The following is a 14726-nucleotide window of genomic DNA, read 5'->3' on the forward strand; positions in this document are numbered from 1 at the left end:
TCGGCTCGCGTACCCGGAGGGTCGGCTCGCGTACCCGGAGGGTCGGCTCGCGTACCCGGAGGGTCGGCTCGCGTACCCGGAGGGTCGGCTCGCGTACCCGGAGGGTCGGCTCGCGTACCCGGAGGGTCGGCTCGCGTGATCAGGACCCGATCCCGTGTGATCGGCGACGTGACTCGCGTGATCGGAGGCGGGACTCGCGTGATTGAAGGCGGATCTCATGTGATTGGAGGGGCAATTCGCGTGATTGGAAGGGCCACACGCGTGATTGGAGGGGCATCTTGTGTGATTGAGGGGGTAACTCGGGTGAGTGGTGGGGTTGGTTGGGGTTGGGGGATCGTGGGGTTGGGTCATGCTGTGGCCTCGCGGAGCGAGGGGGCGGGGTGCGCTGGGGTGGCTTGGCCTGCGGAGTTCGGGAGGTGGAGGTCCGCGGATGTCGGACGGGCCGCCGCACCGCGGCCGTGGGCTCGGACCTGCGCCCGGCGTGACTCGAGGTGGCCGTAGCCCTGGGCCGGGCCTGACCAGGCCTCACGTCGGCACGACAGCTCCACGTCCGCGCCCGGCCACGCGCCCGCGGCCAGCAGCACCGCGCCGCGGTGGCGGGCCCGGGCCGACAGCCGCCGCGCCACGGCCGGCTGCAGCGTCTCCGGCTGGACCGCCACCACGTCGACGCCGTCCAGCAACGCCGCCACCACCGCCGGGAGCTCCGGGCCCGGGTGCCGGACCAGCGCCAGCCGGGTCAGGTCCACGCCGTACTCGGCCGCCGCCGCCAGCCCCAGCGACGGCATGCCGACCACGGCCGACCACGACCCGGCGGCGGTGGCCCCGGCCAGCAACGCCAGCAGCAGCGATGTCCCCCCGTGGACCGCCACCGTGCTCCCGCGCCGGAGCCCGGCTTCGGGCAGCAGCCCGGCCAGCGCCGGGACGACCGGGAGCACCCTTCCCGTCGCCCTGGCCCGCTCGGCCTTGGCCGCCACCCGGCTCGCCGTGCTGACCCCGGGCAGGGCCGCCAGCCGGGCCACCGGCGGCTCCACCACAGCGGTCACCGCACGCACCTCCCCACCACGGACTGGGCCGGCGGTCGGGCCTCTCCCAAAAACACGACCGACGGCACTGGTTCGCCGCGGGGAAGGCGGCGGTTCTAGGTCGAACAGGTGTTCGACCTAGAACCAGTCAACCGCGAACCACCCGGGGTGTCAAGTCACCCACTCGTGGGGTGATCCGGCCTGGCAGCAGCCCGGCCGCGCCGAGGACGAGCGAGCCGGTGCACACGGACGCCACCAGGCCGGCGTGGCCCGCCGCGGTGCGCAACCGGACGGGGAGCCGAAAGCGAGGAGCCCAAAGCCGGATCCGCTCGGACGGCCACCCTGTCTCCGGCAGAAGGAGGCCCGGACAGCTCCACGAGGGCAGCCGGCGGTAATGAAGTTGCCCGCACCCCGGCCGGTCACTAGACACACGAGCGTGGAGCCCACCGACGCCCGCCCCGAAGACGTCCCGGAACTGCTGGTCCTGCAGCGCTGCTGCTGGGTCCAGGAAGCCGTCCTCAACGACACCCTCGACATCCCCGCTCTGCACGAAACCCTCGAAGACGTGCGCGACTGGACGAAGACCTGGTCGGTGTGGGTGCTGCGGGCCGGCCACCGGCTGGTCGGCGCCGTCCGCGCCCGGCTCGACGGCGACACCTGGGAAATCGGCAGGCTGATGGTCGCGCCGGACCTCGCCGGGCGCGGGCTCGGCAGGCGGCTGCTCGCCCACGCCGAAGCGCACGCGCCCGCCGGAACCCGCCGGTTCGCCCTCTTCACCGGCGCCCGCAGCGCCCGCAACATCGCGCTGTACCAACGGGCCGGCTACCGGCTCACCGAGGCACCCGCGGCCCACGGCCACATCCGCGGCGCCGTCTACCTGGAAAAGGCCGTCACGCTGCGCGAAAAACCCGGTCCGGCCGCCTGACGCTGCGGCGTCAGGCTAGATTCCCCGGTGGACTTCGGGGGTGACGATGACCGGACCGCGGAGACGGCCGAAGCTGGCGATCGTCGGTGTGCTGGTGGCGGCGGGCGCGGTGGCCTGCGGGGTGCCCGGCGCCACGGCCGCCGCTCCGGCACCGACGACCATCGGCGCGGAGTGGCGCTCGTTCCGCGCCGACGTCACCGGCATCCGCCCCGGCTCGGACGACCACAGCCTCCTCGTGCAGATCGCGTTGCCCGGCAAGGATCCCGGCTGCGTCCGCGAGCCGCGGATCGAACAGGTCGTGGAGGGCAAGGCCGACATCCGCGCCGACGTCGTCTACTCGACCCGGCCCGCGGCGGGCGGCTGCCAGGACAAGGTGCCCGGCGAGCTGCGGCTGACGACGGCGGGGCCGATCGCGGACCGGACAGTCATCCTCAACGCCGACACCGGCAACGCTTGGCACAAGCTCGGCGCGGGCTGGGGCCACTGCGACAGCCGGGGCTCCTGCGCCCCGCCCGCCGACCACTGCGACCCCGCGTGGATCGGCGCCGCGGTGTCCGCCGCCGGCGCCGAAAGCCCGGGCACCACCCGCGCCTGCGATCCGGCGTGGCTGGTGCTGGACCTGCGGAAGCACCAGGGTGAGCCGCCGTCCCGCACCGCGTTCCGCTGGAGCGGCACCGGGTGGACGGCGTTCGCGCAGCCGCGGTCCGGCGGCTGCGCGGAGATCGTGGCCGCCGACCGGAAGTTCCCGGTCGCGCTCTGCCGGACGCTGCCCGCGCCCGCCTAGCGCGGCAGCTTCTTGACGACCTCGCCGGCCACCGCCTGCACGGCGGCGTCGACCTCCGCCTGCGGCATGGGCGAGTTCGAGAAGAACCCCTTGTCCCAGCCGGACACTTCGACCGTGACGACGTTGGTCCCCTTCAGCACGTGCACCTCGGCGCCGCTGAACGCGCTCTTCGTGACCAGGTGGACGAGCGCCGCCTTGTCGCCGAGGCCGCGCACTTCGGTCGGCGCCATTTCCGGCTTCGTCGGCATGAAGTTGTCGCGCGCCTGCTGCAGCGCGCCTGCTCCGGAGTATTCGACGATCCGGACGCTCATCGTGGCGTCGCGGACGTTCTCGTCCGGTCCCGGCTTGAACCCGCAGCCGATCTGCTTCAGCCCGGGCAGCGGCGAAGACGTGCTGACCGGGCTGGTGCCGGCGAAGCTCGGGAAACCCGCCTTCTCCAGCACCGCCGCCGGGACCTGGCACTCGGGCGGCACCGGCGCCGACGACGGTGCCGCGCCGGTGCTCGCGAAGTAGTCGCTCGCGAAGATGCCGAGCGGGATGCCCGCGCCGAGCAGCACCACGACACCGCCGACGATCCCGAGGACCAGTCCGGTCCGCTTCTTCTTCGGCGGCGGCACCGGCGCGCCGTACCCGGCAGGCGGGTGACCGGCGGGCGGATACCCGGGCGGATATCCAGGCTGCTGTGGATAGCCCTGCTGCGGGTAACCCTGCGGCGGTGGGTACCCGGGCTGCTGCGGATAGCCCGGGTACCCCGGCTGACCTTGGCCGTACGGCGGTTGCTGCATCGAGCCCTCCCTCTCGAAGCGCGGGTCAGTGCGCGAAGTGGCGCGTCCCCGTCAGGTACATCGTGACGCCCGCCTTCTCCGCGGCCGCGATGACCTCGGCGTCGCGGACCGAGCCGCCGGGCTGCACGATCGCCCGGACGCCCGCCTCGACCAGCACTTCCAGGCCGTCCGGGAACGGGAAGAACGCGTCCGACGCACCGACCGAGCCCTTGGCCCGGTCGCCCGCTCGCGCGACCGCGAGCCGCGACGAGTCGACCCGGTTGACCTGGCCCATGCCGACGCCGACGGTCGCGCCGTCGGCGGCCAGCAGGATCGCGTTCGACTTGACCGCGCGCAGCGAACGCCACGCGAACTCGAGGTCGCGCAGCGTCTGTTCGTCGGCCGCGGTGCCGGTGGCGAGCGTCCAGTTCGCCGGGTCGTCGCCCGGGGCGTCGATCGCGTCGGCGGTCTGCAGCAGGACGCCGCCGGAGATCGGGCGGAACTCGATCGGCGACGCCGGGGCCGCGGGCAGCTTCAGCAGGCGGATGTTCTTCTTGCGCTGCAGGATTTCCCGGGCTTCGGCGTCGAAGTCGGGCGCCAGCACGACCTCGGTGAAGACCTCGGCGATCTGCTCGGCGGCCTCGCGGCTGACCGGCCGGTTCGTCGCGATGACGCCGCCGTAGGCCGAAACCGGGTCGCACGCGTGCGCCTTGCGGTGGGCCTCGGCGATGTCCGTGCCGATCGCGATGCCGCACGGGTTCGCGTGCTTGATGATCGCGACGGCGGGCTCGGTGAAGTCGTACGCGGCGCGGCGGGCGGCGTCGGTGTCGACGTAGTTGTTGTAGGACATGGCCTTGCCGTGCAGCTGCTCGGCGTGGGCCAGGCCGGGCCGCTCGCTCTTGTACAGCGCGGCCTTCTGATGCGGGTTCTCGCCGTAGCGCAGGACGTCGGCGCGTTCCCAGGTGGCGCCGAGGAAGTCCGGGAAGCCGGCCTCGGCCGCGTTCTCATCGGGGGCGTACGCGCTGGCGAACCACGAAGCCACAGCCGTGTCGTACGCCGCCGTGTGCGCGTACGCCTGCGCGGCGAGGCGCTTGCGGTCTTCGAACTCGAAGCCGCCTTCGGCGACGCGCTCGAGCACCCAGCCGTAGCGGGCGGGGTCGACGACGACCGCGACGCTGCCGTGGTTCTTCGCCGCCGCGCGGACCATCGCCGGGCCGCCGATGTCGATGTTCTCGACGCAGTCCTCGAAGCTCGCGCCGGACGCGACGGTCTGCGCGAACGGGTACAGGTTCACCACGAGCAGGTCGAACGCCGCGATGTCCAGCTTGCGCAGCTGTTCGACGTGGTCAGGGTTGCCCTGGTCGGCCAGCAGCCCGGCGTGCACGTTCGGGTGCAGCGTCTTCACGCGGCCGTCCAGCGACTCCGGGAAGCCGGTGACCTGCTCGACCGGCGTGACCGGGACGCCCGCGTCGGCGATCGCCTTCGCCGTCCCGCCGGTGGAGACGATCTCGACGCCGGCCGCGTGCAGGCCGGTCGCGAGGTCCAGGAGGCCCGCCTTGTCCGAGACGCCGATCAGCGCCCGGCGGACCGGACGCCGTCCCAGGTCAGTGCTCACGAAATGTCACCTTTCGTCCGTCCACGGTGCAGCCACCGCGGCCGAGTCGCTCGATCGTTTCCACCAGCAGCCTGCGTTCGACGGCCTTGATCCGTTCGTGCAGGACGTTTTCGTCGTCGTCGCTTTCCACGACGACCGCTTCCTGGGCGATGATCGGCCCGGTGTCGACCCCGGCGTCCGCGAAGTGCACGGTCGAGCCGGTGACCTTGACGCCGGCTTCGAGGGCGTCGCGGACCGCGTGCATCCCGGGGAAGGACGGGAGCAGCGCGGGGTGGGTGTTGACCACCGTGAAGCGGCCGAGGAACTCACTCCCGAGGATCTTCATGAACCCGGCCGAGACGACCAGGTCGGGCCGGTACGCCGCGACGGCCTCGGTCAGCGCCTTGTCCCACGCGGCGCGGTCGGGGTGGTCGGCGACGCGGACGGTGAACGACGGGATGCTCAGGCGTTCGGCGCGGGCGAGGGCTTCGATGCCGGTGCGGTCGGCGCCGACGGCGACGACCTTCGCCGGGAAGCCGGACCGCCCGGTGGCGTCCAGCACCGCCTGCAGGAGGGTGCCGGAGCCCGACGCGAGCACGACGAGCTTCACCGGGGTGGGCAGCTCCAACCGTTGAGACAGAGCGGGCTCCTTGCCGCGGGCGGTGCGCAGCCGGGCGCACGGCGCTTCACCAGGTCACGTAAACCCTAACGGTCGCCCTCGGCCGGCTCGACGTCGCCGCAGGTCTCGGTGCCTCCGGTCACAGCGTCGCCGGCTTCGGGAGCCGTTCCGGCCGGTTCTCCGAGGCCGAGTTCGGCGTTGGCCTCGGCTTCGAACTGCGCGTTCTCGGCGGCAACCTGTTCGTCCTCTTCGGACGCCGCTGCGGCGGCTTCGAGCTCCTCGACGGCTTCGGACGCTTCTTCGGGGTCGATGTCGTCCGCGTCCTGGAAGGCTTCGTTCTCTTCGAGCGCTTCGGGCGGCGGCGCGGGCGGCTCGTGCTCGCCGGCGAAGAACGCGACGAACGAACCCGGGATGACGATCCAGCAGAACGCCACGACCGAGGCGACGCCGACGGGCACGCTCACCGGGTCGAACGGGCCGTTGCCGAGCCGTCCGCCGGCCAGCGTGCCCAGCACGACGCAGCCGAGCGCGACCACGGCGCCGGCGACCGCGACCGCGCGGATGCGCTGCGCCGGATCGGCGTCGGTCTTGCGCAGCGACCAGCCGGCCAGCGCGCCGGCCGCCGCGGGCAGCACCAGCAGCGCCGGCCACCACGCCGCGTGGTGCTCCGGCAGGCCGCCGAGCAGCGGGACGGCGGGCACGGCGCCACCGCGGTAACCGAACACGCCGACGCTCAGCGGCCCGATCGAGAACCCGGGCCCGGTGATGAAGGACAGCGCGGCCGTCACGGCGTTCGGCAGGTACAGCAGCGAAAGCAGGAAGAGCCCGAGACTGGTGCCGAGCCCGGGTTCGTAGGTGTCGGACACCGCCGCCCACGACAGGCCGGTCGCGACGGTGAACACCGCGGCACCGCAGGCGACCAGGACGGCGAGGCTCAGCGCGCCGACGCGCAGCCCCCGCCGCGCGAGCGGGTCGAGGCGGTCGGCGACGACGTCCGGCAGCCCGCACGAGCGGGTGATGCCCGCGCACGAGGCCGCGGCGGCGAACAGGCCCGGGACGAGGAACGCCGCGACCGGGTTCGCCGTCACCGCCGAGCCGCGCGCGCAGAGCGCGACGACGAGCCCGGACACCGCGTGCGCGCCCGTGATCGTGATCAGCACCGGCCGGGCCTCGCGGAACGTGCGGCAGCCGAGGCGGCGGGCGGCGCCGGCGGCCGTCCGCGCGGCCACGGCGACCACGCCCAGCGTCGGCAGCAGGGGCAGCATCCCGAGCGGGTGGCCGCCGAGGCCGAGCCGGACCTGGTGCGCGGCGAGCCAGCCGGGCCCGGCGGCCAGCAGCACGCCGGTGGCGGAGAAGGCCGCGTGTCCGGCGGTGAGGGCGATCAGCGCCAGCACGGTCGCGACGGCGGTATAGCCGGTGACCAGCGGACCGATGGCCGCGGCGAGCAGCACCCGCGCCCGGGACGCCGGAGCGGCTGCGACGCCGGCTTCGGGCTCGCCCACCGCTTCACCCGGCGGCTGGGGGTCGTCGGTGAGCACGTCCATGATCCGCACCCTGACATCCGGACTGCTCCGTCCGGGTGAGCCACGCCGCCGCCGGACGCGCCGGCTCACCCGGTCGGGTCACCGAAACGCAAAACACCCGCTGTGACAACCGGTGTCACAGCGGGTGTTCGAGAGCTCGGCGTCAGTTCGACTTGCCGAAGCCGCCGGGCGGCGTGCCCGGGTTCTCCGGCGGCGGCTGCTGGAAGAACTGACCCTGCTGCGGGGCGTACGTCGTGGCCTGCTGCCCCGGCGGCGGGGTGGTCGACGGCGGGTTGGGCGAGCCGTATTGGCCCGGCTGCGAGAACGGCGCCGGCGCCTCACCGCCCGGGGCGACCGGGCCCGGGCCGTGGCCCGGCTGGCCGAACTGCTGGCCGGACTGGCCGTACTGCTGCTGCTGGCCCGGCTGGCCGTACTGGCCGCCGTAGGACGGCGCGGCGGGCTTCGGGGCCGGCGGCTTGATGACGTCGTGCGCGATCAGCAGCGCGCCGACCGCGACCAGCATCTGCAGGATGCCCAGGATCAGGATGACGGTGACGATGCCCGGCGTGGTCTGCATGCCGATCAGCGTGTCCAGGACCTCGAGCGCGCCGAGGACGCTGAACAGCGCCGCGAACGGCAGCGTCCGCGGGCCCTTCGGCAGGGCGTGCATCGCGGCGAGCAGGCCGCCGCCCAGCAGGAACGTCCCGCCGAGGCCGACTTCGCCGTTGTCGGAGAAGCCGAGGAAGTACTGCACGAGGCCGAGGCCGGCGACGACCAGGGCGAGCAGCAGCGGCAGGTTCTGCGGCAGGCCCGCGGCCCCGGAGGGCGCTTGGTGCGAGTGCGGCTGCTGCTGCGCCGGGAAGCCGCTGGACGGCGGTCCGGGGGGCTGCTGGCCGCCACTCTGCTGGGGGTAGCCAGGCCCGCCGCTGGGGAAGGTCATCGGATGCACTCCTGTCGGGTCGACCGGCACTCCGGGCGCGCGGGCACCCGGGGAAAGACGAGGTGGCGTGTGTGCGCAGAACGCTAGCGCACTCCGCGGCCACCAGCCCACCAGACGCACGAATCCCCCGCGCGGTTTCGTTCCGGGACGAGGAAAGGCCGGGCACTCGTCGAGTGCCCGGCCTCACCAGGAGGTACTCCGGGGGATCAGCCCAGGTTGTTGTACAGCTCACGCGCGAGGACGGCGGTCTCGCTCGGGGTCTTGCCGACCTTGACGCCGGCGGCCTCGAGGGCCTCCTTCTTCGCGGCGGCCGTGCCGGAGGAGCCGGAGACGATGGCGCCGGCGTGGCCCATGGTCTTGCCCTCGGGCGCGGTGAAGCCCGCGACGTAGCCGACGACCGGCTTGGTCACGTTCTCCTTGATGTAGGCCGCGGCGCGCTCTTCGGCGTCGCCGCCGATCTCGCCGATCATCACGATGACCTTGGTCTCCGGGTCGGCCTCGAACGCCTCGAGGGCGTCGATGTGCGTGGTGCCGATGATCGGGTCACCGCCGATGCCGACCGCGGTCGAGAAACCGATGTCCCGCAGCTCGTACATCATCTGGTAGGTCAGCGTGCCGGACTTCGACACGAGGCCGATGTGGCCCGGGCCGGTGATGTCGGCCGGGATGATGCCGGCGTTCGACTTGCCCGGGCTGATCACGCCGGGGCAGTTCGGGCCGATGATCCGGGTCTTGTTGCCCTTCGCGACCGCGTGCGCCCAGAAGTACGCCGAGTCGTGCACCGGGATGCCCTCGGTGATGACCACGGCGAGCGGGATCTCGGCGTCGATCGCCTCGAGGACGGCGTCCTTGGCGAACTTCGGCGGCACGAAGATGACCGACACGTCGGCGCCGGTCTCCTTGATGGCCTCTTCGACGGTGCCGAAGACCTTGAGGTCCTTGCCCTCGATGGTGACGGTCTGGCCGGCCTTGCGGGCGTTGACGCCGCCCACGATGTTCGTGCCCGACTTCAGCATCTTGGTGGCGTGCTTCATGCCCTCGGAGCCGGTGAGCCCCTGGACGATGACCTTGCTGTTCTCGTTCAGGAAGATCGACATCTTCACGCACCTGCCGCGGCGAGCTCGGCAGCCTTGTCGGCCGCGTTGTCCATTGTGTCCACCACGGTGACCAGCGGGTGGTTCGCGTCGGCCAGGATCTGGCGACCCTCGACGACGTTGTTGCCGTCCAGGCGGACGACCAGCGGCTTGGTGGCCTCGTCGCCCAGGATCTTCAGGGCCTCGACGATGCCGTTCGCCACCGCGTCGCAGGCGGTGATGCCGCCGAAGACGTTGACGAAGACGCTCTTCACGTCGGTGTCGTTGAGGATGACGTCCAGCCCGGCCGCCATGACCTCGGCCGACGCGCCGCCGCCGATGTCGAGGAAGTTCGCCGGCTTCACGCCGCCGTGCTTCTCACCCGCGTACGCCACGACGTCCAAAGTGGACATGACCAGGCCCGCGCCGTTGCCGATGATGCCGACCTGGCCGTCGAGCTTGACGTAGTTGAGGTTCTTGGCCTTGGCCTTCGCCTCGAGCGGGTTCTCCGCGTCCTTGTCCACCAGTGCCTCGTGGCCCGGCTGGCGGAAGTCGGCGTTCTCGTCGAGGGTGACCTTGCCGTCGAGGGCGATGATCTTGTCCTGCGGGTCGCGGACCAGCGGGTTGACCTCGACCAGGGTGGCGTCCTCGGAGACGAAGGTCTCCCAGAGCTTCACCACGACGTCGGCGGCTTCGTCGATGATGTCGGCCGGGAAGTGGCCGGCCTTCAGGATCTCGAGCGCCTTCGCCTTGTCGACACCGGCGATCGCGTCGACCGGGATCTTCGCGAGGGCGTCGGGCCGCTCGACGGCGAGCTGCTCGATCTCCATGCCGCCCTCGGAGGACGCCATCGCCAGGAACGTGCGGTTCGCGCGGTCCAGCAGGAAGGAGAAGTAGTACTCGGACGCGATGTCCGAGGCTTCGGCCACGAGCACGCGACGCGTGATGTGGCCCTTGATGTCGAGGCCGAGGATGGCTTCCGCCTTCTCCTTAGCCTCGTCCGGCGTCTGGGCCAGCTTGACGCCGCCCGCCTTGCCACGGCCGCCGACCTTCACCTGCGCCTTGACGACGACCTGGTTGCCGATCTGCTCCGCGGCGGTCTTGGCTTCTTCGGGGGTGCTAGCCACCGAGCCCGGCAGAACCGGTACTCCGTGGGCGGCGAAGAGATCCCTCGCCTGGTACTCGTAGAGGTCCACTACTCCAGTCTCCTGACGACACGCCACTGTGGTGGTCCGCATGACCGGACCGCGCTGTCGGACCAGTCGAGGTTAGCGACCTGCGCAGACGCAGGGGACTCCGCACCTGGTGAAGTCGGTCACCGTCCGCGGTCAGACGGTGTTCCCGCAGTGTGAGACCGCCCACCGCGCAACCATTCCACGGTCGTTCCGGGGTCTCCGGGGTCACCGGCGGCGAAGACGCGAACGCCGTTCAAGACCTCGGCGAGCTCCGGCGGCGGTCCGTCGCCGAGCACGCCGACGGCGTCCGGGTCCTCCTGTTCGGCGGTCCGCCGCAGCTGCTCGAGCGTGTCCAGCCGGCCGGCGTGGACGACTTCCATGCCTTCGTCGCGCAGCACGCGGGCCAGCGCGACGGCGGCCGGATCAGGCCGTCCGAACTCGACGAGCAGCACCCGCAGGCGCTCACGGCGCACGGCGTCCCCCGGTGACCGCCACACCGGCGGCGACGAGCAGCGCGGCGGTGGCGGCGAGCGCGACCCAGAACCCGGTGGCCGGGGCGGCGCCGCCGAGCGAGCCGCCGACGAGCGGCAGTTCGCCGGCGTGCAGCGCGGTGAGCAGAGCGGCGCCGGTGAGCAGGGCGGCGGCGGGTTTCGGCCGGGACCGCGTCGCGAGCACGGCCGCGCCGACGACGACCACGGCAGCGGTCAGCAGGCCCCACGACGGCGTGTCGAGTTGGGACCAGAGACCGGCGGCGACGTAGCCGGGAACGGCGTAGACCGGCAGCCCGAACGCGGCGACGGCCAGGACCGCGCCGGCCGCGACGGGGGTCAGGACGTTGCCTTGAGTGCGGCTTTCGTCGGCGTCCTCGCGTTCGACGACCCCGGTGCCGACGGCGGCGAGGGCGGCCAGGGCGGCGAGCACGAGCGCGGCGAAGGTCCAGGCGGCGCCGGCCCCGAGGTCGTAGCCGAAGACCGGGGCGGCGGCGCCCCCGAAGCCGGCGAGGTTGCCGGCCTGGGTGGCGGTCAGCGCGGTGTTGAGGACGGCGGTGCCGGCCAGCACGACCCCGGCCCAGGCGACCCCGAGCACGGGCCGCGCGACGGCGGCGGTCTTCGGGACGAGCACCCCGGCGGCGGGAACGGCGAGCACGACGGCGGCGGCGAAGAGGAACCAGCGGGCAGGACTGTCCGCGGCGGCGCTGACGGGAGCGGTGGCGCCGGGGTTCAGCGCGGTGACGGCGACCTGCGGGGCGAAGGCACCGATGAGCGCGGCGACCGCGGTGGCGAGGCCGAGCAGGCCGGTGGTGAGCCGCCACCAGAAGAGACCGGGGAGGGTGGCGCTGCCGGTCTCGGCCTTGCGGGCGCTTTCGGTGAGCCGGGTTCCCGCGAGGCCGGCGACGGAGGCCGTCGCGACGAGAGCGAGGACGGGTCCCCAGGTGACGTGCAGGTCATCCCGGAACAGCCCGGCGAGCACGGGCGGCGCGGCCACCCCGAAGGCACCGGCGGCGAGCCCGCCGAGGGCGCCCCGGGCCGTCTGTTCGGCCGGCGCGGCGAGCGCGAGAACGGCGGCGAGCGGCAGTGCGGCGGCGAGCAGGAGGTAGCCACCGAGGGCGGGCCAGGGACCTTCGAAGGCGGCGCGGGCGAGGAGGAAGCCGTTGTCGGAGTGGACGGGCGCGGTCAGCAGCCCGGCCCCGGCGACGACGGCGAGCAGCGGGACGAGCAGCCGCCAGCGCCGGCGTTCGGGTTCGTCGTGGCTGCGCAGCGCCCGCCAGGCGACCACCCCGGCGGCCGCGGTGAGCAGCTGCCCGCCGACGAGCAGCCAGAACCCGGCGCCGACGGTGGAGCTGCCGAGGAACCGGTCGGGCAGGTAGAGCTCGGGCCGGATGGTGAGCGGGCCGTTGACGGCGAACTGGAGGTCGAGCACCAGCCGCCCGGGCGCGAGGGCGGCGAGGCCGAGCACGAGGCCGCCGCCGAGCCCGGGTTTCCCGGCGACGGTGAAGGCGATGGCCGCGGCGACGGGGCCGAGCGCGAGGAGGGCGAGCCAGGGCCAGCTGGCGAACCCGGGACCGGCGGAGGGTGAGACGGGGATGACGGCCGCGGCGGTGAGGCAGAGGGCGCCGAGGGTGGCCAGGGCCAGTGCGGCTTTCAGGGCGGTGGATGGAGTTTGGGTGTCGTCGGCCCAGGTCTCGGCCTCTTCGAGGGCTCGCGGCCTGCTGGGGCTCGGGGGCGCGGAGGTGCCGGGTCGGCTGGTGTCGGTGGGGGTTGACGCGGGTTTGGCGGGATTGCCGGATTTGCTGGTGTAGGTCGACGCGGGGTTGCGCGGGGATTCGGTGGAGTTTTCGGGCACGCCGGGTACACGTCCCGCGGCGGGCGCCGGGCTCGTCGCCGCGTCGGATCCGGCGGAAATTCCGGGCGAAAGTTCGGGCTGTGAGGAGCTTCCGGCGCCCGCGGCGGCCGCAGAGCTGTCGGCCGCACCACGCTCGCCACCCGAAGCGGCGGCAGGCCGCGACGAACCACCGGACCGGGCCTCACCCGGACCGTTCGCAGCGCTACCGGATTCGCCCCGCTCTTCACCCGAAGTCGGGGCAGGCCGCGGCGAACCGCCGGACCCACCCTGAGCCGGACCGTTCGCAGCGCTACCGGGCTCGCCCCGCTCTTCACCCGAAGTCGGGGCAGGCCGCGGCGAACCGCCGGACCGAGCCTCACCCGGACTGTCCGCAGAGCCATCGGCCGCACCACGCTCGCCAGCCCCTGCCGCGACCGGGGCAGGGCGGGACCAACCAGCGCGCGCGGGGCTGTCTGCAGCGCCTTCGGCCTCGTTACCCGCACCTTCGGCGGCCGGCACGGGCCGCGTCGGGGGGTCCGCCGGCTCGGTCTGGTGCGAGCCCTCGGGGGCCGCGGTCGGCTCGGCTGGGCTCGGGGCCGGACCTCGGGACTCCGGGTTCTGGCCGGGGCCGGGGGTGCTTCCGGTGGGGGGCTCTGCGCGTGGGGGCATATTGCCCGCGACGCTAGCAAGTTCGGGCCGCCCGGGAGCCGTCGGCGGGCGCGAGTCGTCGGATGCGCTTCAACCCGGCTTCGCAATCCGTTATTCCGGCGCGCGCAGCCCCCGGAGGCCTCGGTTACCCCCTTGCCGGGCTTTCACTACCCCGCATCCGTGTAAGACAAGTCACACCGAACGCCGTAAACCCCCTCTAACTTTCCGTGATTTGCACAGGTGAGCGTCGTGGCGACTCCACCCGATCGGCCGACAGCGGGGGCACGTCTTGCCGACAGCGGTACCCCTTCGTTACTGTCCCGGGGTCCCCATTACAGTCAGGTCACGAAGTAGGACGCCGAGCAAACCACCCCCGAGGTTGGCTCACCGGGTCCCCCCGCCCGCAGTCCTCGACCCGGCTCCCCGACGATGGAAGGCCCTGTCTTGGCTTCACACCGCTCCCCCGGCGGCCAAGCTCCTTCCCCGGCACTGAAGGACGCACTGCAAGGTGCGGTCGTTCGTGTCCGGGGTGCGCACCGCATCGCCCCGCCCTCTTCGGCCCTTCGCGGCCGTGTTGTGGTTGCCGCTGTCGCGGCTGGTGCGTTCGCCGCCGCCGCTGCGGGCTCGACCCTCAAGACGGTCACCGATTCCGACGCCGCCTTCACGCCCCTGGCCAACAGCCAGGACGCCAGCGCTTCGCTGACCGCGGGAGGTGCGGGCTCCGGGGGCGCCCCGGAACTCCTGCCGACCGGCCACACCGTCGACGCCTCCGCCGAGGCCGCCAAGCTCGCCGACAGCGCCTCCGTCACGCAGGCCCGCGAGCAGCGCGAAGCCGACGCCGCCAAGAAGGCCGCCGAAGAAGCCTCTCGTCCCAAGACCTGCCTGCCCGCGCACGGCACCTTCACCTCGGGCTTCGGTGCCCGGTGGGGCACGAGCCACCTCGGCATCGACATCGCCAACGCCATCGGCACGCCGATCTACGCCGCCTCCGACGGCACCGTGATCGAGGCCGGCCCCGCCAGCGGTTTCGGCCTCTGGGTCCGGGTGCAGCTCGACGACGGCACCATCCAGGTCTACGGCCACATGAACAGCTTCTCCGTGAAGGAGGGGCAGAAGGTCAAGTGCGGCCAGCAGATCGCCGAGATCGGCAACCGCGGCCAGAGCACCGGCCCGCACCTGCACTTCGAGGTGTGGCAGAACGGCACCAAGAAGATCGACCCCCGGCCCTGGCTGGCCGCGCGCGGCATCGTCGTCTGATCCACCCGCAGTTCGCCCCCGGCCCGGTGCCACCAGCGCACCCGGCAGCGGAAACCCGGCCGTAGAGCAGGCTCCTGCTC

13 protein-coding genes are annotated in these 14726 nt (G+C 73.0%); 3 read left to right on the top strand and 10 right to left on the bottom strand.

Going from position 1 to position 14726, the window contains the following annotated elements; all coding sequences use genetic code 11:
• Window positions 1–347: 347 nt before the first annotated feature.
• Window positions 348–1043 (bottom strand): hypothetical protein, encoded by a 696-nt coding sequence (locus ACLJPY_RS48305; protein ID WP_410597751.1) that lies wholly within the window; start codon window positions 1041–1043, stop codon window positions 348–350.
• 415 nt (window positions 1044–1458) lie between these two features.
• On the opposite strand from ACLJPY_RS48305, the gene ACLJPY_RS48310 reads away from it, so the two are divergent.
• The gene (locus ACLJPY_RS48310) at window positions 1459–1947 is read left to right on the top strand and encodes a GNAT family N-acetyltransferase (RefSeq protein ID WP_410597752.1); all 489 of its coding nucleotides are present in this window, start codon (window positions 1459–1461) and stop codon (window positions 1945–1947) included.
• 46 nt (window positions 1948–1993) lie between these two features.
• Complete coding sequence (locus ACLJPY_RS48315; protein ID WP_410597753.1) at window positions 1994–2731, top strand: hypothetical protein; 738 nt, start codon at window positions 1994–1996, stop codon at window positions 2729–2731.
• Here ACLJPY_RS48315 and ACLJPY_RS48320 read toward each other — a convergent pair.
• The 9 genes from ACLJPY_RS48320 to ACLJPY_RS48360 form a co-directional block, all read right to left on the bottom strand.
• On the bottom strand, window positions 2728–3516 hold the full coding sequence (locus ACLJPY_RS48320) for a hypothetical protein (protein ID WP_410597754.1): 789 nt from the start codon (window positions 3514–3516) through the stop codon (window positions 2728–2730). The genes ACLJPY_RS48315 and ACLJPY_RS48320 overlap by 4 nt on opposite strands.
• A 25-nt stretch (window positions 3517–3541) precedes the next feature.
• On the bottom strand, window positions 3542–5110 hold the full coding sequence (gene purH / locus ACLJPY_RS48325; RefSeq protein ID WP_410597755.1) for a bifunctional phosphoribosylaminoimidazolecarboxamide formyltransferase/IMP cyclohydrolase: 1569 nt from the start codon (window positions 5108–5110) through the stop codon (window positions 3542–3544).
• Window positions 5100–5717, bottom strand: coding sequence for a phosphoribosylglycinamide formyltransferase (purN, locus tag ACLJPY_RS48330; RefSeq protein WP_410597756.1), 618 nt, complete (start codon window positions 5715–5717; stop codon window positions 5100–5102). The genes purH and purN overlap by 11 nt, the downstream gene beginning before the upstream one ends.
• A 77-nt stretch (window positions 5718–5794) precedes the next feature.
• Window positions 5795–7261: a DUF6350 family protein gene (locus ACLJPY_RS48335; protein WP_410597757.1), complete on the bottom strand. Its 1467-nt coding sequence runs from the start codon at window positions 7259–7261 to the stop codon at window positions 5795–5797.
• Between the two features lie 133 nt (window positions 7262–7394).
• Window positions 7395–8171 (bottom strand): DUF5336 domain-containing protein, encoded by a 777-nt coding sequence (locus ACLJPY_RS48340; protein ID WP_410597758.1) that lies wholly within the window; start codon window positions 8169–8171, stop codon window positions 7395–7397.
• A gap of 206 nt (window positions 8172–8377) precedes the next feature.
• On the bottom strand, window positions 8378–9268 hold the full coding sequence (gene sucD / locus ACLJPY_RS48345; RefSeq protein WP_410597759.1) for a succinate--CoA ligase subunit alpha: 891 nt from the start codon (window positions 9266–9268) through the stop codon (window positions 8378–8380).
• A 2-nt stretch (window positions 9269–9270) separates the two neighbouring features.
• Window positions 9271–10440, bottom strand: a complete 1170-nt coding sequence (gene sucC / locus ACLJPY_RS48350) for an ADP-forming succinate--CoA ligase subunit beta (protein WP_410597760.1) — start codon at window positions 10438–10440, stop codon at window positions 9271–9273.
• 119 nt (window positions 10441–10559) lie between these two features.
• Complete coding sequence (locus tag ACLJPY_RS48355) at window positions 10560–10892, bottom strand: hypothetical protein (protein ID WP_410597761.1); 333 nt, start codon at window positions 10890–10892, stop codon at window positions 10560–10562.
• Complete coding sequence (locus ACLJPY_RS48360; protein ID WP_410597762.1) at window positions 10882–12762, bottom strand: hypothetical protein; 1881 nt, start codon at window positions 12760–12762, stop codon at window positions 10882–10884. The genes ACLJPY_RS48355 and ACLJPY_RS48360 overlap by 11 nt, the downstream gene beginning before the upstream one ends.
• A gap of 1203 nt (window positions 12763–13965) precedes the next feature.
• Between ACLJPY_RS48360 and ACLJPY_RS48365 the strand changes: the two genes are divergently transcribed.
• Complete coding sequence (locus ACLJPY_RS48365) at window positions 13966–14646, top strand: M23 family metallopeptidase (RefSeq protein ID WP_410597763.1); 681 nt, start codon at window positions 13966–13968, stop codon at window positions 14644–14646.
• The last annotated feature ends 80 nt before the right edge of the window (window positions 14647–14726 follow it).

The sequence above is a fragment of the Amycolatopsis sp. lyj-23 genome (assembly GCF_046549135.1).
Classification (GTDB): Bacteria; Actinomycetota; Actinomycetes; order Mycobacteriales; family Pseudonocardiaceae; genus Amycolatopsis.